Genomic DNA, 23827 nt, shown 5'->3' with positions numbered 1-23827 from the left:
ACAGGTGGTTACAGGCGCGCCAGCAGCGCGTTGAACCAGGCGAGCCGCTCCTCGGCCTGGGCGATGTCGAGGTCGAGCCACGCGTCGAAGTGGCCCTCGGTGCCGGCGCTGGCCCGCTTCAAGTCGCCCAGCCGCGCCAGTTCCGTCTCGCACAGGGAAGCGAGGTGGTCGATCTGGTCGCGTTGCGCCTCAACGTCCAGCAAGTGCAGGAAGCGCAGCTTCAGCGCGATGACCAGCTTGTTCAGCCCGTCGGCCGACGGCGCGCGGACGTTGGCGCGCATCAGCGTGTCGAACTCCGTCCGGCCGGCGGCGGTGGCGCCGAGCAGGGCGTTGTCCTCCATGCCGCTTCCGTCCAGCGCCTCGATCAGCCCCTCGTAGCGCAGCATCTCCAGCGAGGTGCCCATCAGGTCGAGCGACGGTCCGACGATGCGGTCCAGGAAATGGCGGAGCGCGCCGGCAAGGTCGGCGTAGCGCTTCGGCCCGTCCTGGATCAGCGTGCCCAGGACGGCGAGGCGCACGGCCTCCTTCGGCATCAGCGAGTTGTCACGGTACATGGCGACCCCCTGGGCGTTGACGAGAATGTGCGGCCGCGCAATGACCTGCCGCAACCATCCAACGTAAGGCGGCAACCGCGCCAAGTCCAGCCCTTCCGATGGGCGGCGCCTAGGACATCAGGGTGGACATCTGGGGGGTGGGAAGCGGAACGGCGGCGGCGGACCTCCTGTTGGTCGGGGAAGGATAGGATGTGATCAACCAGGGGAAACGCAACCGTGACCAAACTTGCCGCAATCGCCGCCGTGCTGGCTCTGACCGCCGCTCCGGCGGCGCTGGCGCAGAGCCAGGGACAGCTGGAGACGCAAAAGGGGCCGATGCAGAGGGCCACGCCCCAGGACACCGACGATCCCGGCCGCAGCTACGGGCAGGGCGAGAAGGGGGTGGGCGAGCAGTCCGGCCAGCCGTCCGGCAACCGCCTCGCCCGTCCGGCCGATCCGTCGAAACCGACGCGGGGCGACGCCATGCAGCCCAACACCAAGCGCGGCGACACCACGGCGACCAACGCCAAGCCGGGCGAGACCCTGACCGACCAGAGCCGCAAGCGCCCGCAAACCGCGGAACAGCCGCCGTCGGCGGGCCAGCCGACGCTCGACCGCAGCATCAAGACCGACCCCGGCGGCCGCACCCCGATCAAGCGCGCTGACGACGCGAAGAACAACCCGAAGCCGGATCCGAACAAGTAGGGGAGTAAGGAGGGGAGGTTGGGGAGTGCGGGCGCTGGGCCCCCACCCCAGCCCTCCCCCATTTTCGACGGAGGAGGGAACTCCGCCGCGCGTCCCTGAAAGCCTTCCCCTGCCGAAGGTGGGGGAGGGTTGGGTGGGGCCCAGTACGACGACCCTATGCCGCCAACCGCAGTTCCAACCGGCTCCAGACGTCCAACATCGCCTCGACCAGGCGCTCCATGTCGGCGTCGCTGTGCAGCGGGGTTGGGGTGAAGCGCAGGCGCTCTGCGCCGCGCGGCACGGTCGGGTAGTTGATGGGCTGCACGTAGATGTCGTGCCGCTCCATCAGCTCGTCCGACGCGCGCTTGCAGCGGTGGGCGTCGCCGACCATCACCGGGACGATGTGGCTGGCCGACGGCATCACCGGCAGCCCGGCATCGCCCAGCAGGCGCTTCAGCGTGGCCGCGCGCTCCTGGTGGCGGTCGCGCTCCACCTGGCTCTGCTTCAGGTAGCGGATGCTGGCCAGCGCGCCAGCCGCCAGAACCGGCGACAGCGAGGTGGAGAAGATGAAGCCGGCGGCGAAGCTGCGGATGCAATCGACCAGCGCGGTCGACCCGGTGATGTAGCCGCCCTGTACGCCGAAGGCCTTGCCCAGCGTGCCCTCGATGATGGTCAGACGGTCCATGGCGCCGTCGCGCTCCGCCACGCCGCCGCCGCGCGGGCCGTACATGCCGACCGCGTGCACCTCGTCCAGGTAGGTCATCGCCCCGTGCTTCTCCGCGACGTCGCAGAGGTCGTGGATGGGGGCGACGTCGCCGTCCATGGAATAGACGCTCTCGAAGGCCACGACCTTGGGCCGGCCCGGCGCGATCTGCGACAGCAACTCGTCCAGGTGCTTGGGGTCGTTGTGGCGGAAGATGTGCTTCTCGGCCCCGCTGTTGCGAATGCCGGTGATCATCGAGTTGTGGTTCAGCGCGTCCGACAGGATCACGCAGTTCGGCAGCAGCTTGCCCAGCGTGCCCAGCGTCGCGTCGTTCGACACATAGCCCGACGTGAACAGCAGCGCCGCCTCCTTGCCGTGCAGGTCGGCCAGCTCGCGCTCCAGCAGCACGTGATAGACGTTGGTGCCGGAGATGTTGCGCGTGCCGCCGGCGCCGGCGCCGACCCCGTCGATCGCCTCGTGCATGGCCTGCAGAACCACCGGGTTCTGGCCCATGCCGAGATAATCATTGGAGCACCAGACCGTCACCGCGCGCTCGCGCCCGGCGGCGTCGCGGAACGTCGCCTTCGGAAAGCTCCCCGCGTGGCGCTCCAGGTTGGCGAAAACCCGATAGCGGCCGTCCTGCTTGAGGGTGCCGATCTGGTTGCGGAAGAAGCTCTCGTAGTCCATCGCGCGGTTCCGTTCGCGGTCATCCGGGGAGGCTGGGGCCGGGCCACATCCGTCGGCCATATCCGTCGGGCGTGGTCTGTTGGGCCATCCGTCCTAGCACCTTGGCCCAGCACACTGTGAAGATGGCATGATCGTTGCCGACTTGCCACCCGGCATTGACCGAAGTCAAAAGCACCGCGCGCGCGGCGACCGATTCCGCAACTTTCCGCAAGCACCAGCGGCGGTTCCGGGTTTTGCTGGGGTAAAGAGCATTTCCAGAAAGACACAAATGTTTCCATCATGGTCGCGGTTGGAAACACCGTGTTCGATCTCCGAAATGCCGCAGCGGTCGGCCTTCTATCCTTTGTCCGATACGCGAATCGGCTTATGGACGGCGAGAAATGATCGATGCCAGGATAACCACAATTCGAGTGTGGAGGCGTCCGATGGGTTCGATCATATGGGCGAGCAGGGTGCCTGCTTGGCAAACGGCCAATTCTGCGCACGACAACAGAATGGACGGCAGGCTCAAGAACGGCCCACCTGAACAGCGGTCGCGCCGGGCGACGGACGCGTCGCAACCATTGCGCGTTATCCAGGGCGGGAGCCAAGGCGGAGGACTGCCGCTGGTGGAGCCCGCGCCCGCACCGACGGAACGTTTGGCCCGCGTCATCTACATGGCCAGCGTGGGCGGCTACATGGCCGTTCACCACGGCCGGCTGGTCGAGGTGGGCGGGCGGATGGTCTGGCCCAGCGCCGAGTCCCTGGCCGCCGACGCGCTGACGCAGGGGATCGTCGCCTCGACCATGGTCATCAACACCGCCCGCGGCTGAACCCCCCTCCGCTGAAACAGGAAAAGGCCGCCCCCGCCGGGGCGGGGACGGCCTTTCGGGTCGTATCTGACCGGATGATGCCTGAGCGGATCGCTCAGCCGCGCAGCACCGGCACCGCCGCGTCGAGCGCCGCGGTCAGGCGGTCGAACATCGTGTTGATGTCCTCCTCACCGATGATCAGCGGCGGGCAGAGCGCCACGCTGTCGCCCATGGCGCGCAGGATCAGGCCGTTCTCCTGCGCCAGCGCGTTGAGCGTGGCGCCGGCGCGTCCGACCGGCTCGAAAGGCGCCTTGGTCGTCTTGTCGGCCACCAGTTCGATGGCGCCGATCAGGCCGACACCGCGCGCCTCGCCGACCAGCGGGTGCTCGGCCAGCGCCGTCAGCCGGCGCTGGAACAGCGGGGAGACCGCGCGGACATGGCCGACCGTGTCCCGCTCCTCGTAGATCTTCAGCGTCTCGATGGCCACCGCCGCCGCCACGGGGTGGGCGGAGTAGGTGTAGCCGTGGCCGAAGGTGCCGATCTTTTTGCTCTCGTCCACGCAGGCCTGGTAGACCTTCTCGTTGACCAGGACGGCCGAGATCGGCAGGTAGCCGGACGACAGCTGCTTGGCGCAGGACAGGATGTCCGGCTGCATGCCCATGGTCTGGCTGCCCCAGAAGTTGCCGGTGCGGCCGAACCCGCAGATCACCTCGTCGGCGACCAGCAGGATGTCGTATTTCTTCAACACCGCCTGGATCTTCGGGAAATAGGTGGCCGGCGGCACGATCACGCCGCCAGCCCCCATGACCGGCTCGGCGAACATGGCGGCGATGGTGTCCGGCCCCTCCGCGAGGATCTGCGCCTCCAGGCTCTCGGCCAGGCGGGTGGCGAAATCCTCCTCCGTCTCGCCCGGCTCGGCGAAGCGGTAGTGGTGCGGGCAGTCGGCGTGCAGGATGCGCGCGATCGGCAGGTCGAAGTCGCGGTGGTTGTTCGGCAGCCCGGTCAGGCTGGCCGTCGCGACGGTGACGCCGTGGTAGGCCTTCACGCGCGACAGGATCTTCTTCTTCTCCGGCCGGCCGAGCGCGTTGTTGTAGTACCAGATCAGCTTGATGACCGTGTCGTTCGCCTCCGACCCGGAATTGGCGAAGAACACCTTGGACATCGGCACCGGGGCCAGCTTGATCAGCCGCTCCGCCAGGTCGATGCCCGGTTCGTGGCTCTTGTGCCCGAAGACGTGGTAGGTGGGCAGCTTGCGCATCTGCCGCGTCGCCGCCTCGACCAGCCGCTCCTCGCCCCAGCCCAGCGACACGCACCAGAGGCTGGCCAGCCCCTCGATGTATTCCTTGCCGCTGTCGTCGTAGACGCGCACGCCGTCGCCGCGTTCCACGATCAGGGGGCCCTGGGTTTCGTGCAGGTGCAGGTTGGTGTAGGGGTGCAGGAAGTACGCCTTGTCGCGGCTCGCCGCGGAGTTGCCCACCGCAGCGTTGTTCTTTGGGGCGGTGGTCTCCGCGGTTCCGGTGGCCGAGGTTCCGGTCATGGTCTTGTCTTTCCCTGTGTTCGCTGCCGGTGTTTTTGGCGCCGGTGTTTGAAATGTTAAACGGCACCGCCGATCATACGCAGGGAACGGCTTTCCGACAAACCCATAGAGAAACCTTCCCCCGTCGTGCGTTGCACGGCAGGGTAGCGCGCGTCCAAAAACCGGAAAGCGCGGGGAGGGGACCTTACCGCGGCTCCTGCCAGGGCAGGTGCTCGGCGCCGACCAGGGCTTCCGCGTCGGCGGCGGGCAGGGGCCGGGCGAAGTGGTAGCCCTGGCCGTAGTCGCAGGCGAGCGCCCGCAGCAGGTTGGCGTCGGCGCTCGTCTCGATGCCCTCGGCGATGACGTCGAAGCCGAGGAGGCGCGCCAAGTCCATGATGATGCGGACGATGGCGCGGTTCTCCTCCGACTGGTGCATGGCCATGACGAAGGAGCGGTCGACCTTCAGGCTGTCGATCGGCAGCTTGTGCAGGTAGGACAGCGACGAATAGCCGGTGCCGAAGTCGTCGATGGACATCTTGATGCCCAGGCCGCGCAGGCTCTGCAGCAGCTGGATGGCCTGCTCGGCCTTCTCCATCACCGCGCTCTCGGTGATCTCCAGCTTGATCCAGGACGGCTCGGCCCCGGTCTCGCGCAGCACGTCGCGGACCAGTGGCACCACGTCCGGGTCGTTCAACTGGCGGGTGGACAGGTTGACGCTCATGAACAGGGCGGCGGAGCCGGGAAGCCGCTTCTCCTGCCAGTCGGCGATCTGCCGGCAGGCCTCGCGCAGCACCCAGGCGCCCAGCGTGACGATCAGGCCGGTGCTCTCCGCGATCGGGATGAAGACGCCCGGCGGGATGTTGCCGCGCTCCGGGTGGTTCCAGCGGACCAGCGCCTCGAAGCCGGCCAGCCCGCCGGTCACCATTTCCACGATCGGCTGGTAGGCGACCCACAGCTCCTCGCCGCGCTCCAGCGCGCGGCGCAGGTCGTGCTCCAGCCGCACCTGCTCCACCACCCGCGCGTGCATCGCCGGGTCGAACCAGGAATGGCGGCCGCCGCCCTGCTCGCGGGCGCGGCCGGTGGCGATCTCCGCGTCGCGCAGCACGTCCTCCGGGCGCTCGTGCGCGGGGCCGGCGCAGGCCACGCCGATGCTCGCCGACAGGAAGACCGAGGCGCCGGAGCTGGACCGCGCCGACCGCACCAGCGCGGCGATGGCCTCCAGCCGCGGCTCGATGGCGGCGGGGTCGCACAGGCCGCCGATCAGCAGGGCGAAGGCGTGGTCGCTGATGCGGGCGATCAGGTCGACGGCGCCGGCCTGGTTGCTGAGCCGCGTCGCCACGTCACTCAGGATCTCGTTGGCGAAGCCCTGGCCCAGGCTGGTGCGGATGTCCACGAACCGGTCGAAATCCACGATGACGACCGTGAAGGGCTCGCCCATCGTGTGGAAGTCGCCCATGTGCTTGACCAGCAGCAGCCGGTTCGCCAGACCGGTCACCGGGTCGTAGTAGGCCAGCCGGAACAGGTCGTCCTGCGTGCGCCGGCGGTCCGTCATGTTCTGCATGATGACGAAATAGCCGGCGATCGCACCGTCCGGGCCGCGGTGGGGCACATGCATGCGCACCACATAGTCGTTTCCGCCGCCGGCGCGGGGCAGCCAGCCCTCCGCCTGCACCACCTCGCCCTTCAGCGCGCGCTCGGCCGTGTCCTGGGTGCCGCGCAGCGTGTCGGGGCCCAGGATGTCGCCGACGGTCAGGCCGACAATGTCGTCCGCCGTGCGCCCCATCCGCTCCAGATAGGCGCGGTTGGCGTAGACGTGCCGCCGCTCGCCATCCATCAGGGCGACCATCACCGGCAGGATGTCGAGGACCTGGCGCAGCGTGTTCAACGCCGGAGCGCCGCCTTCGGTGCCGGACAGGGCTGCGGCCAGCGCGACGATTTGAGGATCCGGCTTCATGGGCGAGAGAGGTCGAGGCACCGTTGGAAAATCAATATCCAACAATTACGCGAAACATCGCCCGCGCGTCAAAACCAAAGCCACCGGAAATGGCAATTTGCTCGGACGCTCTATTGTTCCGGCCTGGGCCGGAGGGGGTTCATACCCCAGTATTCCTGCAAACTCAGGTTGACGGGAAGACAAGTTCAGGCGTGTTTTCGTTGCGCGCTGCGGTGCAACGGGCGGAGCGCAGCCAACCCGCTGATTCGTATACGTACATTTGGTTGCCGCCGGCCCGGGCCGCAGCCGGCGAAGCGCAGAGACGTCATGCCTGCGTTCTCCATTCTGATCATCGCCGCAGGGCTGGGGCGGGGCTATAATTTCGACCAGCGCGCGAGTGGCGGCGCACTCGAATGCCCGGCATTTCCAGCCTTGCCCCGCGCGGCTATCAGGGAGAATCGCCATGGCGTTCAAAGATCTGCTGGTTGTGGTCGACGACAGCGCGGCCTCGGCGGCGAGAATCGACATTGCCGCCCAGCTTGCCGCCCGCAACGACGGGCATGTCACCGGCCTGTACGCCGTCACCCCGGTCGTCCTTCCCGGCTACATCGAATCCGAACTGCCGGAGGAGGTGCGCGACAACCAGCGCCGCTACGCGCAGGAGCAGGCGGCCAAGGCCGAGGCGTTGTTCGACGCCGCGATGCGCCGCCACGGCCTGACCGACCGGTCGGAATGGCGGCTGGTGCACGGCAACCCGACCGACGCGACGGCGCTGCACGGGCGCTACGCCGACCTTGTGGTCGTCGGGCAGGTCGACCCGAGGCGCGACCGCGACCATCCGGTCGTGCTGCCCCAGGATCTGGTGTTCGAATGCGGGCGCCCGTTGCTGGTGGTGCCCTATGTCGGCCGCTTCGCCACAGTGGGCGAGCGCGTCCTGGTCGGCTGGAACGGCAGCCGCGAGGCGGCGCGTGCCGTCGCCGACGCCCTGCCGCTGCTCGCCGCGGCCAAGCGGGTGGTGCTGCTGGCGGTCAACCCGCGGTCCGGTGCCGCCGGCATCGGGGACGAGCCCGGGGCGGACATCGCCCGCAACCTGTCCCGGCACGGCTGCCGGGTCGAGGCGACGCGCGTCTCCACCGACCAGGTCGACCCCGGCGACACGCTGCTGAACACGGTGTCCGACGAATCCTGCGACCTCGTGGTGATGGGCGCCTACGGGCGCTCCCGCCTGCGGGAGCAGGTGCTGGGCGGCATGACCCGCTTCATGCTGGAGCACATGACCGTCCCGGTTCTGATGAGCCACTAAGACCGAGTCACTGGGCGCCGGCCAACCCGATGGGTTGGCCGGCCGCAAGAGTCCGTGGACACGTTGGAATTGTGCTGGCACAGTCCTGCCATCATGCCCCGGCCGTCCGGGACGTTCGGCCCCGATTTGAGGTTGAGCGACACACCCCGGGCGTCGGCCGCGGCGTGGATCCTGTCGGATTGTGGGGGACGACGTGCGTCGAAACGGTGTTCGGAGATATGTTGCCTGGGGTTTCGCCGGGCTGTTGGGGCTCGGTTTGGCGGGGTGCGGCACGCACCGGGTGCCTCTGGCCTACAACGCGGCCACCACGGTCGAAAAGCCGGCCGCCGCCGCCCAAGCCATCGAATTGACCGGCGTCACCGACGCGCGCAAATACACGGGAACGCGGCTCGGTGCGGTCCGCGGCGGCTACGGCAACCCCGCGATCACGATCGAGACGACCGAGCCGGTGCAGGCCATCGTGCGGAAGGCCTTTTCCGACGGTCTCGCCGCGCGTGGCATGCTCGCCACCACCAGCGCCGCGCCCTACGGCCTGGACATCAAGGTGGAGCGGCTGGATTGCAGCCAGCTCGTCCGCCAGGAAGCGCACGCCCGATTCCAGCTGACCCTGGTCGACAAGGCCACCGGGCAGGTTGTTTACGACAAGACCGTGGAGAACAACCGGACCGGCATGGCCCGCTATTCCGAGACGGAAAACGTCAACTGGGTGGACGAGCTTCGGGCAATGACGAACGACAGCCTGCAGGCGTCGGTGGACCAAGCGCTCGACAACCCCCTGCTGCACAGCGTGGCCGCCCGCCCGGCCGGCACGCCTCCGGCCCGCAGGTAAAGTCCGGTTAGGAACAGCCCCCCGATAAAAAAACCGCCGGCTAACCCATTGGGTTGCCGGCGAGTTGAACAGGGAGGCTTCACGTCTGGGAGACGCTGGGTCCGAAGACCCAACCCCGGAAGAGAGCTTCCGGGACGAAACGCCGGATGCTGCGGCGCAACATCCAACGCTCAAGAATTGACCATTCTGCTCAAATGATTCCACCCCCGAATCGCAAAATCGGCCATGCGATAACCGCATGGCTTCCAAGTCGTTGATTTTATAAAAGGAAATCCCGCAACGATGGTGGTGATGCCAAAGGATAAGGGCATCACCACCCGGCGCGGCAGCGGTATTGCACGCTGCCTTTGTGGGCAGACGGTCCGCTCAGAACGCGGACTCGGCGACCTTCTTGACCAGGAAATCGCGGAACACGGCGATGCGCTTGGAATGGCGCAGTTCCTCGGCATACACGAAGTAGGCGTCGACCTTCGGGCCGTCGATGTCCGGCAGAACGCGGGTCAGCTCCTTGCTGTCGCTCACTAGGTAGTCGGGCAGGGCGGCGATGCCCAGACCGCTCTCCACCGCGCGGTAGATGGCGTAGTTGCTGTTGACCTGCAGGATCGGGCGGCGGGCGTTGGGGGCGGGGTCGCCCACGTCCATGATCCAGTTCACGTTCGCGATCGGCGCCCGCACGTCCGGCGGGTAGGCGATGACGTCGTGCCCGTCCAGGTCCGCGGCCACCTTCGGCGCACCGCGCTTCTTCAGGTAGCTCTGGTGGGCATAGAGGTGGAAATGCACCGACATCAGGTGGCGCTGGATCAGGTCCGGCTGGCGCGGGGTGTTCATGCGGATGGCGATGTCCGCCTCCCGCATGGCCAGATCCAACTCGTTGTCGTCGATCAGCAGGGTCAGCTGGATGTCCGGGTAGATCGACAGGAACTCGTTGACCCGCGGCGTCAGCCAGGTCGAGCCGAAGGCCACCGTGGTGGTCACGCGCAGCGGGCCCTTCGGATGCTCCCGGCTTTCGGTCAGCATCGCCTCGGTCATCGACAGCTTCGCGAACACGTCGCGCGCCGTTCGGTGCAGCAGCTCGCCCTGCTCCGTCAGGATCAGGCCGCGGGCGTGCCGGTGAAACAGCGGCACGCCGAGGCTTTCCTCCAGCGCGCTGATCTGGCGGCTCACCGCCGACTGGCTGAGGTTCAGCGTTTCGCCGGCGTGCGTGAAACTTCCAGCCTCGGCCACGGCGTGGAAGACCCGAAGCTTGTCCCAGTCCATCATGCCTTGTCTCGCCCCCGCGCCACGGCGGGAAGCCTCCCGTTCATTCTATAATGGCGGCGCATGGCCGCCATGCATGTTTATACCGGGAACGCGCGGCCAACGCACGCCCGACGACATGGGGACGGCACGAAAAAGAGCAAAGCTTGGCAAGAATTTTCGGACGGGAGGACAAATCAGCACATAAATTTTAGGCGATTTGTTTGAAACGCCAATGGGCGCAACTGTGGGGTGGTGGGGTCATCCATGAAATTCCCCGCTGTCCGTTGGGGTCGGGTGCGGAGGGGCGGCCGACTCCGGACCGAGCCGGCGGCCCAGCCTGTCAAGGCCGACGAGCCGCGCCGGGGCGGTTGGCGGGGCCTTCCGTCGTTCCGACCTTGCTGTCGGAGCCAGCCTCCGGCCGCGACGGCGCGCGTCCGGGCAGCGGGGTCTGCGGGATGGTGCCGGGCGTCGTCTCAATGGACGGCGCCTGAAGGCCATCGGTGTCGTTGGCGAAGGTGGGCTTGTCGGCGTCTTTTTCGGCCATGGCCGGTGTCCCCTGTGGTGTGTCTTCACCGGGGACAACAGCGCAGCCGGTCAATCGGCGGCTTCCAAGGCCTGCGGCGGTTCCTTCGCCCGCGCTCGCGCGCGGTGGCCGCTGATCTCCGCACCCGCGTCGGGCGGCAGCCGCACGAAGAACAGGGCCGACAGGCAGGCCATGCCACCCACCGTCAGGAAGGCGGGGACGAAATCCGCGGGCGCCAGTTCGGCGCCGCCCGACACGATCTGCGTCAGGTGCAGCACCAGGGCGCCCACCGCGACGCCCAGGCTGAGCGACACCTGCTGCACCACGCTGGACAGCGTGTTGGCGCGGCTCAGCCGCGGCTTCGCCACCTCGGCGTAGGCGAGGCTGTTCAGGCCGGTGAATTGCAACGACCGGAAGAAGCCGCCCGTCAGCAGCGCGCCCAGGATGACCCAGTGCGCCGTCTCCGGCCGGAAGGCCGCGTAGCCCATCAGGATCGCGCCGCTCAGCAGCGCGTTGCCCATCAGCACGCGGCGGAAGCCGACCGTGCGCAGGATCGGCTTGGCCAGCGTCTTCATGGTCAGGGCGCCGACCGCCCCGGCGAAGGTCAGCGCGCCGGATTCGAAGGCCGTGCGACCGAACCCGACCTGGAGCATCAGCGGCATCAGGAAGGGCACGGCGCCGATGCCGATGCGGAACAACGTGCCGCCCAGCACCGCCGCGCAGTAGGTGGGCAGCTTGAACAGGCTGGGGTCCAGCACCGGCCGGGGCACACGGCGCGCGTGGCGCAGGTACAGCCAGCCGGCCGCGACCCCCACCGCCAGCACGCCCGCGACGGCGGCCGGCGGCATCACGGTGCGCCCGACATTCTCCAGCCCGAACATCAGCGCGGCCAGCGACACGGCGCTGAGCGCGAAGCCGGCGCCGTCGAAGGGCTCCACCTCCTCCTCCCGCACGTTGGGGATCAGGGTCAGGACCAGCGCGATGCCGATCAGGCTGATCGGCACGTTGATGAAGAAGATCCAGCGCCAGGACGCGTAGGTCGCGATGAAGCCGCCGACCAGCGGCCCGACCGCCGGCCCGACCAGCGCCGGGATGGTCATCTGCGCCATCGCACCGACCAGTTGGTCCTTCGGCACGGTCTTCAGCAAGATCAGCCGGCCGACCGGCACCATCATCGCGCCGCCCAGCCCCTGGAGCACGCGCGCGCCGACCAGTTCGAACAGGCCGTTGGAGAAACCGCAGAGCACCGACCCCACCGTGAACACCCCGATGGCCGAGGCGAAGACCGTGCGCGCCCCGAACCGGTCGGCCATCCAACCGCTGACGGGCAGGAACACGGCCAACGCCAGCATGTAGGAGGTCATGGCGAGGCTGAGCCGAAGCGGCTGCTCGCCCATGGAATGGGCGATCTGCGGCAGGGCGGTGGCGATCACCGTCGCGTCCAGATTCTCCATGAACAGGGCGCAGGCGATGATGAAGGGGGTCAGGCGGGTGGCGCGAGGCATAAGGGGCAGGGACCGGAAAGGTGGGGCGATCGCGGTTGGTCAACCGTACAAATCTGGACTTTTCCAGCCGCGCGACCATCGCTTTCGCGGGATCCCTGGCATGCGCGGGGGAGTGCGGGCGTGGCGCCCTCTCCCACCCGCCCCCTCACCGCCCGCGGAACACCGGCTTGCGCTTCTCCAAAAACGCCCGGTACCCCTCGCGGAAATCCTCCGTGCCGAAGCAGTCGTAGCATTCGGCCATCTCCGCCTCGGTCAGGGGGGTGGGGTCGGACAGGCGGCGGACGAACTGCTTGTGCAGGCGGGCGGCCAGCGGGGCGCCGCCGGTGATGCGCTCCACCGTCGCGGCGATTTCGCCCTCGAAGGCGTCCTCGGCCACGACGCGGGTGACGAGGCGCTTGTCCTTGGCCTCCGCCGCGCCGAACACCCGGCCTTCCAGCAGGATTTCCAGCGCCGCCGGGCCGCCGGCGATGTCGTGGACCAGCTTCAGCTCCGGCAAGGCCATGGAGATGCCGAGCCGGCTGACCGGCACGCCGAAGCGGCTGTTCTCCGTGCAGACCCGCAGGTCGCAGGCCAGCGCCACCGCCAGCCCGATGCCGCAGCAGGCCCCCTGGATCGCCGCCAGCGTCGGATGCGGCAATTCGCGCAGCAGGGTCAGCCCCTCGTCCATCAGAACGCCGTAGGCGGAGCCCTGCTCCGGGCTGTTGCGCTCCGTCTCGAACTCGGAGATGTCGGCGCCGGGGGAGAAGGCCCGCCCGCCGGCCCCGCGCAGCACCACCGCGCGCACCGAATCGTCGGCGCCCAGCTGCCGCAGCAGCGGGACCAGTGCGTGCCACATCGGCTTGTCGAAGGCGTTCAGCTTGTCGGGGTTGCTGAGCGTCAGGGTGGCGACGGCGCCGTCGCGCGTCAGGGTCACGGTGCCGGGCATGGCGTTCTCGGGCTCCCTACTTCCATCCGGTTGCGTATGGTGCCTTGCACAAACACCCGCCGTCCGTTCCAGTCAAGTGTGTCCCTTCCGCGCTGGACCGGAGCGCTCCCCGTCCCCATAGTTCGTTCCCGGGTTCACGGGAACGGAGACGACGCCGCAATGCGAAACGGATTGGCCGCGCTGCTGCTTGCGGGACTGCTGGCGGGAACGTTCGGGCCGGCGCCCGCGCGGGCGGCGAAGGACGAGCTGACCATCGGCCTGACCCAGTTCCCCAGCAACTGGCACCCCTCGGTCGAGGCGATGTCGGCGAAGGCCTACATCCTGGCCATGGCGCGGCGGCCCTTCACCGCCTACGACGCCGACTGGCGGCTGACCTGCATGCTCTGCACCGAGCTGCCCTCCATCGAGAAGGGCACGGCGGAGTACGAGACGCGGCCCGATGGCAAGAAGGGCATCAAGGTCACCTACACGATCAACCCCAAGGCCACCTGGGGCGACGGCAAGCCGGTGACGACCGACGACGTGCTGTTCACCTGGACCGTCGGCAAGCACCCGCAGAGCGGCTACGCCAACTTCGATCTGTTCGCGCGCGACATCGTCGCCATCGACGTGAAGGACGAGCGCACCTTCACCATCCACCGCGACAAGGCGGTCTGCACCTACGCCGAGATCAACGACTTCGAGATCCTGCCGGCCCACCTGGAACGGCCGGTGTTCGAGGCCGACCCGGCCAACTACCGCACGCGGTCCAAGTACGAGACGGACACCACCAACCCCGGCCTCTATTTCGGCCCCTACCGCATCGCGCAGGTGGAGCCGGGCAGCCACGTGGTGCTGGAGCAGAACCCGACCTGGTGGGGGCCGAAGCCGCCCTTCAAGCGCGTGGTCGTGCGGGCCATCGAGAACACCTCGGCGCTGGAGGCCAACCTGCTGGCCGGCCAGATCGACATGGTGCCGGGGGAGACCGGCCTGCCCCTCGACCAGGTGCTGGCCTTCGAGAAGCGGCACGGCAGCCGCTACAACATCATCTACAAGCCCGGCCTCTTCTTCGAGCATGTGGAACTGAACCTGGACAACCCGGCGCTGGCCGACGTGCGGGTGCGCAAGGCCCTGCTGCTGTCCATCGACCGCCAGGCCATCTCCAAGCAGCTCTACGAAGGGCGGCAGCCGGTCGCCGACAACGAGATCAGCCCGCTCGACCGCGTGCATGTGCCGGGCTACCCGACCTACGCCTACGACCCTAAGGAAGCGGCGAAGCTGCTGGACGAGGCCGGCTGGACGGAGCGGCGCGCCGGCGTGCGCCACAATGCCAAGGGGGAGCGGCTGTCGCTGGAGATCATGACCACCGCCGGCAACCGCTCCCGCGAGGTGCTGGAGCAGGTGCTGCAGGCGCAGTGGCGGCAGGCCGGCGTCGAGGTGCGCATCATCAACGAGCCGCCGCGCGTCCTGTTCGGCGACACGCTGGAGAAGCGCCGCTTCAAGTCCATGGCCCTGTTCGCCTGGGTCAGCGCGCCGGAGAACATCCCGCGCACCATCCTGCATTCCAGCATGATCCCCAGCGAGGCGAACAACTGGGCCGGCCAGAACTACACCGGCTACAAAAATCCGGAGATGGACAAGGTCCTGGAGGACCTGGAGCATGTCTGCGAGCCCGAGGCCAACCGCGCGCTGTGGGCGAAGCTGCAGACCATCTACGCCCAGGACCTGCCCAACCTGCCGCTGTTCTTCCGCGCCGACCCCTACATCCTGCCGCAATGGCTGGATGGGGTGGTGCCCACCGGCCACCTGGATTCCAGTACGCTTTGGATCGAGACGTGGAAGCCGAAGGGGTGAGGGGGGTGAGAGGTACGTTGTCGCATTTGGCCCCCACCCAACCCTCCCCCACCTTCGGCGGGGGAGGGCTTCTGCGCTGCGGCGGAGTTCCCTCCCCTGCGCAGCGGGGGAGGGTTAGGGTGGGGGCCCAACGCGTGCACTCCTCCGAAGAACCCGCATGACCCGCTTCCTCGCTTCCCGCCTGCTCCAGGCGCTGGTCGTCCTGTTGCTGATGAGTCTGGCGGTCACCGTCCTGATGACGCTGATGCCGGGCGATCCGGTGGACATGATGCTGGCCGGCAACCCGCGCGCCACGCCGGCCGACGCGGCGCGGCTGAAGGCATTGTACGGGCTCGACCGGCCGCTGCTGGAACGCTACTGGCACTGGCTGACGGCGGCGCTGGCCGGCGATTTCGGCTATTCGCGGCTCTATTCGCAGCCGGTGCTGTCCATCCTGGGGCCGCGGCTGGGCAACACGCTGTTGTTGCTCGGGCTGTCCATGGCGCTGACGCTGGCGGTGGCGCTGCCGCTCGGCGTCTATGCGGCGCGGCGGCCCTATTCCTGGGCGGACAACGCCATCAACCTGTTCTGCTTTGCCGGCATCTCCGTCCCGGCCTTCTGGCTGGCGCTGCTGCTGATCCTGCTGTTCGCGGTGGAACTGCAATGGCTGCCGGCCTCCGGCCTCGGCCCCGTGGGAAGCGAGGGCTGGTGGCAGCGGCTGCCCTACCTCGTGCTGCCGGTGGCCTCGCTGACGCTGGCCAGCATCGGCGGCTACACGCGCTACGTCCGCGCGGCGATGCTGGGGGAGCTGCGGCAGGACTACATCCGCACCGCCCGCGCCAAGGGGCTGGGGGAGGAGCGGGTGGTCTGGCGCCACGCGCTGCGCAACGCGCTGATTCCCATCGTCACCGTCGTGGCGCTGGAGTTCGGCGCGCTCTTCTCCGGCGCGCTGGTGACGGAGACGATGTTCGCCTGGCCCGGCATGGGCAAGCTGATCTACGACAGCATCATGGGCAACGACCTGAACGTGGCGCTGGTGGCGCTGCTGTTCGCCACGCTGACCACGCTGGTCGGCAACCTGCTGGCCGACGTCGCCTATGTGGCGCTCGACCCGCGCATCTCCTTCAAGGGCGGGGAGTCGTGAGGACCCGGGTTTCCCTGGGCCGCTTCCTGCGGCGCTTCGCCCGCCACCGCCTCGCCTTGGCGAGCGCGCTGCTGCTGGTGATCCTGGCCGGGGCCGCCCTGGCCGCGCCGCTGATCGAGGCGCAGCTTGGCCTGGACCCCACGGCGGTCAGCCTGCTCGACCGGTTCGGCCCGCCGTCCTTCGGCCACCCGCTGGGCACCGACGAGCTTGGGCGCGACGTGCTGGTGCGGCTGCTCTACGGCGGGCGGGTGTCGCTGTTCGTCGGCGTGGCGGCGGCGCTGGCCTCCGCGGTGATCGGCACGGGGATCGGGCTGCTGGCCGGCTATTACGGCGGGCGGCTCGACGACCTGCTGATGCGCGTCACCGACGGGCTGATCGCCCTGCCGCTGCTGCCCCTGCTGATCGTGCTGGGCGCTATCGACCTGACGCGGCTGGGCATCCCGCCGGAGGTCGCGGGCAGCGAGGACGCCAGCCTGATCCGCATCGTCGTGTTGGTCGCCCTGTTCGGCTGGACGACGGTGGCGCGGCTGGTGCGCGGGGCGACCCTGTCGGCGCGACGGCGCGACTATGTGCTGGCCGCCGTCGCCATGGGGGCGGACAGCCGCCGCATCATGCTGACCCACATCCTGCCGAACGTCGCCGCCCCGGCCGTGGTGGCGACGACGCTGACCGTCGGCAACGTGATTCTGCTGGAGTCGGTGCTGAGCTTCCTCGGCCTCGGCATCCAGCCGCCGCTGCCCTCCTGGGGCAACATGCTGACCAACGCGCAGGAGCAGGTCGGCAGCGCGCCGATGCTGGCCGTCTGGCCGGGCCTGCTGATCTTCCTGACGGTGATCGCGGTCAACCTGCTGGGCGACGGCTTGCAGGACGCGCTGGATCCAAGGACGTCGGGGAAGCGGTAGGGGTTTGCCCCCACCCTAACCCTCCCCCGCTGGGCAGGGGAGGGGACTGCCGCCACTGTTCCCAAGCCCCCTCTCCCGCGTGAGCGGGGGAGGGTTGGGGAGGGGGCTCCGGCGCCCTCACTTCTCCCGATGGAACTTCGTGGCACCCGCCGCTTTCGGCAGCAGGCGCACCGCGTAAGGCGACGTCTGCATCTGCGCGACCGCCTGCGCCGGGCCGGGCACGTGCTCGTGGTAGCCGACGACGATGTCGGTTCCCTCCTGCCGCACCGTGTCGATGGCGACGCCGTAGCCGGCGGTGTCCCGCGGGCCGAGGAAAACGCCGACCGCCATCTGGTCGCCGGGCAGGTCGGCGGGGGCGGGGTCGCCGACGCGGGACCACAGCTCGGTCCATTCCTGTGGGGTGCGGGCGACGACGTAGGCGCGCTCGAAGGCTTGGCTGCGATCGCCTTGCCAATAGGTGCCGGGGGCGGCGTCGGCGGGCAGCAGCGAACGCGACGCGCTCGCCGTCTCCGTGGCTGTCTGGCAGGCGCCCAGCAGGGGCAGGACGACCGCGAAAGCGACCAGGGGAGCGATCAGGGAGGCGGCGAGAGGCGTCGTCGTTCGCATGCGGTCAGGCGCTCCGGGGCAGGATGGTCTCGACCAGCGTGGCCCAATAGCTGGCGCCCGTGGTCAGGATGTCGTCGTTGAAGTCGTAGTGCGGGTTGTGCAGCCGGCAGGACGGCCCCGTATGGGCGCCGTGGCCCAGCCAGACGTAGGCGCCCGGCCGCTCGCGCAGCAGGTAGCCGAAGTCCTCCGCCGCCATGGACGGGTTCGGCGCCCAGGTCACGTTCGCCTCGCCCACCACCTTGGCGGCGATCCCGGCGGCGACCCTGGCCTCGGCCTCCGTGTTCACGGTGGCGGGGTAGCCGGGCCGGTACTCCAGAACCGCCGTGGCGCCGAAGCCGGCGGCGATGTTCTCCGCCAGCCGGCCCAGCTGCTCGCGGATGCGGTTGCGGGTTGCCTCGGTGAAGGTGCGCACGGTGCCGTGCAGCTTCGCCTCGTCGGGGATCACGTTGTAGGTGGTGCCGGCCTGCACCCAGGTGACGGAGACGACGGCGCTGTCCGCCGGGTCGGTGCCACGGCTGACCAGACTCTGCGCCGCTGTGACGATGTGCGCGGCGACCAGGACCGGGTCGATGCTCCGGTGCGGGATGGCGGCGTGGCCGCCGTGGCCCGACACGGTGATGGTGAACTGGTCAGCCGCGGCCATGACCGGGCCGGGATGTACGGCCATCTGGTTGGCCGGCAGGTCCGGCCAGTTGTGCATGCCGTAGACTTGCTCGCAGTCGAAGCGCTCGAACAGCCCGTCCTCGATCATCCGGCGTCCACCGCCGCGGCCTTCCTCGGCGGGCTGGAAGATGAAGTGGACCACGCCGTCGAAGTTGCGCGTCTCCGCCAGATAGCGGGCGGCGCCCAGCAGCATGGTGGTGTGGCCGTCGTGCCCGCAGGCGTGCATGGCGCCGGCGTTGGTGGAAGCGTGGGCGAACGCGTTCGCTTCCGGCATCGGCAGAGCGTCCATGTCGGCGCGCAGGCCGATGGCGCGGGTGCTTCCGCCATGGCCCGTCAGCGTGCCGACTACGCCGGTGCCGGCCAGCCCGCGCTCCACCGCGATGCCCCAGTCGGCCAGCTTCGCGGCGACGAGGGCGGAGGTGCGGTGCTCCTCGTAGCCCAGTTCGGGATGGGCGTGGATGTCGCGCCGCCACGCGGTCATGTCCGCGTGGAAATCGGCGATCCGGTTGATGATGGGCATGTCTCTAACGGTTTTTGTGGTTTTGGAACGGCAACGTGGGGGTGGTGGCTCAGTAGTCGGGCACGGCCATGCCGCGCTTGACCGCCGGGCGCTCGGCGATGGTGTCGTGCCAGCGCTTGATGTTGGGGAAGCGCTCCAGCAGGTCCGGGTTCGCCAGACCGGCCACGGCGAGGAAGGGATAGCAGGCGATGTCGGCGATGGAGTAGGTGCCGGCGAGGTATTCCACCTCGGCCAGCCGGGCGTCCATGGCGGTGTAGCAGCGCACCAGTTCGCCCTTGAACAGGTCGATGGCGTAGGGGATCTTCTCCGGCGCGCGGACCGAGAAGCGGAACTTTTCCACCGCCATGGGGCCCAGGTCGCTGATGCCCAGCTGGAACCAGCTCATCGCCTCGGCGCGGTCGTCCACCCCGTCCGGCAGCAGGCGGCCGGTGCGTTCCGCGTAATGCAGCATGATGGCGCCGGAGCCGAACAGGCGGCGCTTCTTGCCGGCGGGCAGGTCCTCCACCACCGCCGGCACCTTGCCGATCGGGCTGACCGCCAGATAGTCGGGGTGCCGGTTCTCACCGGCCACGACGTCGATCTTGTGGACCTTGTAGGTGAGGCCCAGTTCCTCCAGCAGGACGGAGGCCTTGTGCCCGTTCGGCGTGGCGAAGGTGTACAGCGTGATCATCGGTGCCCGTCCCCCGGCGCTTCCCCGAAAGCGTTCGTCGGCGACCACTGTCGCCGATTTGCGCGCGGAAGGCCAGAGGGAGGGGCTGAAGGCGCTTACACGGCTCTGCTGTGCCGCCCGGCCCCGGTGGACAGGTAGGTGTCGAAGCGCGCGGCGACGATGCGCATCAGCGGGCGGGCGGACTCGGGCACGGCGACCCGGCGTCCCTCCACCACCGCGACCCCGTCGGCGACGAGGTCGTCCATGGCCGCGAGATCGGCGTCGAAGGACCCCGGGTCACGCCCGTGGGCCGCGGCGACGGCGCCGACGTCCACCGACAGGTCGCACATCAGCCGCACGATCAGGTCGCGGCGCAGCCGATCCTCGTCCGTCAGGGCGAGGCCCTTGGCGGTGGGCAGGGTGCCGGCCTCGATGGCCTGGGCGTACTGGTCGAAGGGCACCGCGTTCTGCACATAGCCCTGGGGCAGCGCGCCGATGGACGACGCGCCGAAGCCCAGCAGCACCTCCGCGTCATCCGTTGTGTAGCCCTGGAAATTGCGGCTCAGCCGGCCTTCCGCCTGCTGCACGGCCAGCTCGTCGTCCGGCCGGGCGAAGTGGTCGAGCCCGATGGGGCGGAAGCCGGCGCCTTCCAGCACGCCGGCGATCGCCGCGAACTGCTCCCACCGGCCGAGCGTGCCGGCCAGCGCGGCCTCGTCGATCTTCTTCTGGTGCGTCTTCATCCAGGGGACGTGGGCGTAGCCGAAGACCGACAGCCGGTCCGGATTCATGGTCAGCGCGATCTCGGCGGAGCGGGCGACGCTCTCCACCGACTGCTTGGGCAGGCCGTACATCAGGTCCAGGTTGATGTGGCGGATGCCGTTGGCGCGCAGCCACTCCAGCGTCTGCTCCGTCCGCTCGCGCGGCTGGATGCGGTTGATCGCCGCCTGGACGTCTGCGTCGAAGTCCTGCACGCCGAGCGAGGCGCGGTTCACCCCGGCGCGGCCCAGCGCCTCCGCCATCTCCTTCGTCAGGGTGCGCGGGTCGATCTCCACCGCGATCTCCGCGTCGGCGGTGACGTCGTAGCGGTCGCGCAGCAGCGCGATCAGCGATTCGAAATCTTCGGGCGCCATCATGGTCGGCGTGCCGCCGCCGAAATGGATGTGCCGCACGCGCAGCCGGCCGGGGATGCGGTCGGCGACCATGCCGACCTCCCGCCGCAGGTGGCCCAGATACTCCGCGATGGGGGCATAGCGCGCCACGATCTTGGTGTGGCAGCCGCAGTACCAGCACATCTGCGCGCAGAAGGGCACGTGCAGGTACAGGGAACCCGCGTGGGCGGCGGTGTCCAGCCCCTCCAGCCAGCCGCCATAGACGCCGGCGTCCACCGCGGGGGTGAAGTGCGGGGCGGTCGGGTAGCTGGTGTAGCGGGGGATCCGCAGCCCGTCGTACTTGGCGAGCAGGCCGGCGTCGAGGCCGGCGGCGGCGGCGGATGCGGTGGCGGGTGCGGCGCAGGGCACGGGGAGGATCGCGTTCATGGGCGGGAGGATCGTCCAAGCCCGGCCCCCTCGCTTTGACCCACGTCAAGAGTTGAGTTCAAGCGTTGGGCCGGTCCCCGCTCAATTGGTCAGGGCCCAGGTGGGCAAGTGGGTGAGGGCGGAGGCCATGTCCACCGCGGCGCTGCTCAGGGAGCCTCCGGCCAGGGTCATCTGCCCGCCGATCCGCTCCAATTGCTGGAAGATGGGCTCGAAGCGGCGGTAGACGCGCTTGCGTTCCTCCTCCGTCTCGGTGTCGTCCAGCTCCAGCTGGAACCGTTCGGTGACGCGGCCGGCGGCCAGGAAGGCCTGCGCTCCGGCGACCTCGCGGTATTGGTCGGCGAAGTCCGGGTCCTCGGCGAACAGGCGCTCGATCTTGGCCTTGTCCGGGTGGTCGCCGCGCACCAGGATGCGGCCGTCGGAGGCGATGTCCAGCTGCACCGGCACGCTGGTGTCCACGTCGGCCACCGCGAAGCGGCGGTTCATGGCTTCGGTCAGGGCGGCAGTTTTTGCCTTCAGCAGCTCGGCAAAATGTACCTTGGGGAAAAGTTTGCCGAGTTCGACGCCCCGGACGGAGGACGCGCCGGCTTCCATCCCATCAACCCCATTGCCCAGACCGGCGGCAGCTTCCACCAGCCCGTTCACCACCGGCCCGCTCATCACCGAAGTGAGCGCCACCGTGTCGGCGGCTTGTGCCCGGGAGTCAGGGGAGACATCCGGGGCCGCGCGGAGTTCGGTCTCCGCCAGCGCGTCCAGGAAGGCCCCGCCCGCCACCGGCCCCGCTATCGGTGTTGCCGCGATCGAACGCTGTGCCGCCGTGTCGGCCTTCAGCCGGTCGGCGATCGATATGACCGTCATGCGTCGCTCCCGCTGCTGTCGTGTGAGACATACAACCGGGGCGATGCAAGGCCCTTGCCGAACGGCGGAGCTTGGCCGGCGCCTTACGCCAATCCCGCCAGCCGGTCCTCCAGGTGCTTGTGCAGCAGGTCCAGGTTCATGCGGTTGGCCTTGAAGGCGATGTCGAAGATGGTGCCCAGCACCGGGACCGACCCGCCCGCCCAGTCCAGCACCACGTTCGCGACCATGCGCGCGACGAGGCTCTTCGGGATGTCGAAGCGGGAGGCCTCCAGGATGATGTAGGCGGACACCACCGCGGTCGCCGTGTCGCCGACGACGGGGAAGATGCTGGCGATGCCGTCCAGCCCCACCGGGATCCGCGTGCCGGGGATGCGCCAGCGCGTGTCCATCAGCCGGGTCAGCCACCGCAGGCGTTCCAGCCGCTTGAAGTCGATGTCGATGCTCGGCGGGGCGGCCGTGGCGCGCGGGTAGGCTGAGGCGGGCGCTGGACGGGTGCGGGTGGCGGTCATGGCGGTCACCGGAGCGGGGGATGGGGTGCCGAATGAGGGCACTTCAAACAACCCGCGGCTGCGTCGTCCGGTTCCCGGCCTATCACTCCCGGGAGGCGCCTTCTTTCGGTGTGCCCTTGACGGAAAGCGGCCGGTTCGGAAAGCGGCCGGTTCGGAATCCGGCCGGTCAGCGCGCCTCTTCCGCCATCCGCGTCGCCCGCGATGCCCCGGCGGCGTAGAGCAGCCCGTAGCCGAACAGGGCCGACGCGATGGAGCCGGCCAGCACGCCCAGCCGCACGGCCACCGCGTGCTCCGGGTCGGGGAAGGCCAGCGTGCCGATGAACAGGCTCATGGTGAAGCCGATGCCTGTCAGCACCGCCACGCCGTAGAACTGCATCCAGTTGGCCCCGGCCGGCAGGGCCGACAGGCGCAGGCGGATCGCCAGCCACGAAGCGAGCAGCACGCCCAGCTGCTTGCCGGCGAACAGGCCCAGCGCGATGCCCAGCGGCACCGGCTCCGCCAGGCTGGACGGGGTGATGCCCGACAGCGACACGCCGGCGTTGGCCAGCGCGAAGACCGGCAGGATCAGGAAGGCCACCCAGGGGTGCAGCGCGTGCTCCAGCCGGTGCAGGGGAGAGTCCTCGCGCTCGTCCTCGGCCCGGTTGGGGGCGTCGGCGCGCAGCGGAATGGCGAAGGCCAGCGCCACGCCGGCCAGCGTGGCGTGGATGCCCGACTTCAGCACGCACACCCACAGCACGAACCCCAGCAGCATATAGGGCGTCAGGCGGCGCACCCCGATCAGGTTCATCCAGAACAGGCCCAGCCCGGCGATGGCGGCGAAGCCCAGCGCCATCGGCACGATGCCGTGGCTGTAGAAGGCGGCGATGATCACGATGGCGCCCAGGTCGTCCATGATCGCCAGCGCCAGCAGGAAGATGCGCAAGGACGACGGCACGCGCGACCCCAGCAGCGCCAGCACGCCGACCGCGAAGGCAATGTCGGTGGCCGCGGGAATGGCCCAGCCCTGCATCGTCACCGGGTCGCCCCAGTTGCAGGCGGCGTAGACCAGCGCCGGGGCCGCCATGCCGCCCACCGCGGCGATGCCCGGCAGCATGGCCTTCGACCGGTTCGACAACTCGCCCGCCAGCACCTCGCGCTTGATCTCCAGCCCGACGACCAGGAAGAACACGGCCATCATCCCGTCGTTGATCCACAGGATCAGCGGCTTGTCGAGGCCGACCCCGCCCGCCGTGACCGTCACCGGCAGGGCCAGAAGCGCCTCGTACAGCGGGGCGGCGGCGGAGTTCGCCCAGACCAGCGCGACCGCGGAGGCGATCATCAGGGCAATGCCCGCGGCGGCCTCGTTCTCCAGGAAGTCTCGGATGGCGGGGAGCTTCATCGGCATCGTCTTTCGTCGTCGTTCAGGGCGTCGGTGATTCCTCAACCTCAACACCGGCGGCGCCGAAGGGTGCTCTGGAATCG

23 protein-coding genes are annotated in these 23827 nt (G+C 69.1%); 8 read left to right on the top strand and 15 right to left on the bottom strand.

Annotation, left to right across the window (positions count from 1 at the left end; translation table 11 throughout):
• Window positions 1-8: 8 nt before the first annotated feature.
• Window positions 9-554, bottom strand: a complete 546-nt coding sequence (locus M2351_RS12365; RefSeq protein WP_264656355.1) for a hypothetical protein — start codon at window positions 552-554, stop codon at window positions 9-11.
• 216 nt (window positions 555-770) lie between these two features.
• On the opposite strand from M2351_RS12365, the gene M2351_RS12360 reads away from it, so the two are divergent.
• Window positions 771-1238, top strand: coding sequence for a hypothetical protein (locus M2351_RS12360; RefSeq protein ID WP_264656354.1), 468 nt, complete (start codon window positions 771-773; stop codon window positions 1236-1238).
• A gap of 154 nt (window positions 1239-1392) precedes the next feature.
• On the opposite strand, the gene hemA is transcribed toward M2351_RS12360, so the two are convergent.
• Window positions 1393-2607 carry a 5-aminolevulinate synthase gene (gene hemA, locus M2351_RS12355; protein ID WP_264656353.1) on the bottom strand — a complete coding sequence of 405 codons (1215 nt, stop codon included), beginning with the start codon at window positions 2605-2607 and terminating at the stop codon, window positions 1393-1395.
• Between the two features lie 127 nt (window positions 2608-2734).
• Here hemA and M2351_RS12350 point away from each other — a divergent pair, with 127 nt between their 5' ends.
• Complete coding sequence (locus M2351_RS12350) at window positions 2735-3133, top strand: hypothetical protein (RefSeq protein ID WP_264656352.1); 399 nt, start codon at window positions 2735-2737, stop codon at window positions 3131-3133.
• An 82-nt stretch (window positions 3134-3215) separates the two neighbouring features.
• Entirely contained in the window at window positions 3216-3419 is a 204-nt protein-coding gene (locus M2351_RS12345; RefSeq protein WP_264656351.1) for a hypothetical protein, read from the top strand.
• Between the two features lie 94 nt (window positions 3420-3513).
• Here the strand turns inward: M2351_RS12345 and M2351_RS12340 are convergent, their stop codons facing one another.
• Window positions 3514-4935 (bottom strand): aspartate aminotransferase family protein, encoded by a 1422-nt coding sequence (locus M2351_RS12340; RefSeq protein WP_264656350.1) that lies wholly within the window; start codon window positions 4933-4935, stop codon window positions 3514-3516.
• Between the two features lie 184 nt (window positions 4936-5119).
• Window positions 5120-6868 (bottom strand): putative bifunctional diguanylate cyclase/phosphodiesterase, encoded by a 1749-nt coding sequence (locus M2351_RS12335; protein WP_264656349.1) that lies wholly within the window; start codon window positions 6866-6868, stop codon window positions 5120-5122.
• A 442-nt stretch (window positions 6869-7310) separates the two neighbouring features.
• On the opposite strand from M2351_RS12335, the gene M2351_RS12330 reads away from it, so the two are divergent.
• Together M2351_RS12330 and M2351_RS12325 are read left to right on the top strand one after the other, a co-directional pair.
• On the top strand, window positions 7311-8150 hold the full coding sequence (locus M2351_RS12330) for a universal stress protein (RefSeq protein WP_264656348.1): 840 nt from the start codon (window positions 7311-7313) through the stop codon (window positions 8148-8150).
• A 280-nt stretch (window positions 8151-8430) separates the two neighbouring features.
• Window positions 8431-8979: a YajG family lipoprotein gene (locus M2351_RS12325; RefSeq protein WP_264656347.1), complete on the top strand. Its 549-nt coding sequence runs from the start codon at window positions 8431-8433 to the stop codon at window positions 8977-8979.
• Between the two features lie 366 nt (window positions 8980-9345).
• Here the strand turns inward: M2351_RS12325 and M2351_RS12320 are convergent, their stop codons facing one another.
• The 4 genes from M2351_RS12320 to M2351_RS12305 form a co-directional block, all read right to left on the bottom strand.
• Window positions 9346-10236, bottom strand: a complete 891-nt coding sequence (locus tag M2351_RS12320; RefSeq protein WP_264656875.1) for a LysR family transcriptional regulator — start codon at window positions 10234-10236, stop codon at window positions 9346-9348.
• A 322-nt stretch (window positions 10237-10558) separates the two neighbouring features.
• On the bottom strand, window positions 10559-10762 hold the full coding sequence (locus M2351_RS12315) for a hypothetical protein (RefSeq protein ID WP_264656346.1): 204 nt from the start codon (window positions 10760-10762) through the stop codon (window positions 10559-10561).
• Window positions 10763-10812: 50 nt separating this feature from the next.
• A complete protein-coding gene (locus M2351_RS12310; RefSeq protein ID WP_264656345.1) occupies window positions 10813-12246 on the bottom strand; it encodes an MFS transporter in 1434 nt (477 codons plus the stop codon).
• Window positions 12247-12391: 145 nt separating this feature from the next.
• On the bottom strand, window positions 12392-13171 hold the full coding sequence (locus tag M2351_RS12305) for an enoyl-CoA hydratase-related protein (RefSeq protein WP_264656344.1): 780 nt from the start codon (window positions 13169-13171) through the stop codon (window positions 12392-12394).
• A 159-nt stretch (window positions 13172-13330) separates the two neighbouring features.
• Between M2351_RS12305 and M2351_RS12300 the strand changes: the two genes are divergently transcribed.
• From M2351_RS12300 to M2351_RS12290, 3 genes are all read left to right on the top strand, one after another.
• Window positions 13331-15004 carry a peptide ABC transporter substrate-binding protein gene (locus M2351_RS12300; protein WP_264656343.1) on the top strand — a complete coding sequence of 558 codons (1674 nt, stop codon included), beginning with the start codon at window positions 13331-13333 and terminating at the stop codon, window positions 15002-15004.
• Window positions 15005-15161: 157 nt separating this feature from the next.
• Window positions 15162-16127: an ABC transporter permease gene (locus M2351_RS12295; RefSeq protein WP_264656342.1), complete on the top strand. Its 966-nt coding sequence runs from the start codon at window positions 15162-15164 to the stop codon at window positions 16125-16127.
• The gene (locus tag M2351_RS12290; protein ID WP_264656341.1) at window positions 16124-17029 is read left to right on the top strand and encodes an ABC transporter permease; all 906 of its coding nucleotides are present in this window, start codon (window positions 16124-16126) and stop codon (window positions 17027-17029) included. Before M2351_RS12295 ends, M2351_RS12290 begins: the two co-directional genes overlap by 4 nt.
• 117 nt (window positions 17030-17146) lie before the next feature.
• On the opposite strand, the gene M2351_RS12285 is transcribed toward M2351_RS12290, so the two are convergent.
• The 7 genes from M2351_RS12285 to nhaA all read right to left on the bottom strand — a co-directional run bounded on the left by M2351_RS12285 (window position 17147) and on the right by nhaA (window position 23744).
• Complete coding sequence (locus M2351_RS12285) at window positions 17147-17635, bottom strand: protease complex subunit PrcB family protein (RefSeq protein WP_264656340.1); 489 nt, start codon at window positions 17633-17635, stop codon at window positions 17147-17149.
• A gap of 4 nt (window positions 17636-17639) precedes the next feature.
• Window positions 17640-18818 carry a M20 aminoacylase family protein gene (locus M2351_RS12280; RefSeq protein WP_264656339.1) on the bottom strand — a complete coding sequence of 393 codons (1179 nt, stop codon included), beginning with the start codon at window positions 18816-18818 and terminating at the stop codon, window positions 17640-17642.
• A gap of 49 nt (window positions 18819-18867) precedes the next feature.
• A complete protein-coding gene (locus M2351_RS12275; protein WP_264656338.1) occupies window positions 18868-19488 on the bottom strand; it encodes a glutathione S-transferase family protein in 621 nt (206 codons plus the stop codon).
• Window positions 19489-19583: 95 nt separating this feature from the next.
• Window positions 19584-21002 carry an oxygen-independent coproporphyrinogen III oxidase gene (gene hemN, locus M2351_RS12270; protein ID WP_264656337.1) on the bottom strand — a complete coding sequence of 473 codons (1419 nt, stop codon included), beginning with the start codon at window positions 21000-21002 and terminating at the stop codon, window positions 19584-19586.
• Window positions 21003-21083: 81 nt separating this feature from the next.
• Window positions 21084-21857 carry a hypothetical protein gene (locus tag M2351_RS12265; RefSeq protein ID WP_264656336.1) on the bottom strand — a complete coding sequence of 258 codons (774 nt, stop codon included), beginning with the start codon at window positions 21855-21857 and terminating at the stop codon, window positions 21084-21086.
• An 83-nt stretch (window positions 21858-21940) separates the two neighbouring features.
• The gene (locus tag M2351_RS12260; protein ID WP_264656335.1) at window positions 21941-22366 is read right to left on the bottom strand and encodes a DUF4112 domain-containing protein; all 426 of its coding nucleotides are present in this window, start codon (window positions 22364-22366) and stop codon (window positions 21941-21943) included.
• 166 nt (window positions 22367-22532) lie between these two features.
• The gene (nhaA, locus tag M2351_RS12255; RefSeq protein ID WP_264656874.1) at window positions 22533-23744 is read right to left on the bottom strand and encodes a Na+/H+ antiporter NhaA; all 1212 of its coding nucleotides are present in this window, start codon (window positions 23742-23744) and stop codon (window positions 22533-22535) included.
• Window positions 23745-23827: the final 83 nt, after the last annotated feature.

Source organism: Azospirillum canadense (assembly GCF_025961225.1).
Taxonomy (GTDB): domain Bacteria; phylum Pseudomonadota; class Alphaproteobacteria; order Azospirillales; family Azospirillaceae; genus Azospirillum; species Azospirillum canadense.
The sequence above is the reverse complement of the archived record's forward strand: the minus strand, read 5'-3'. Positions and strand labels throughout refer to the sequence as shown.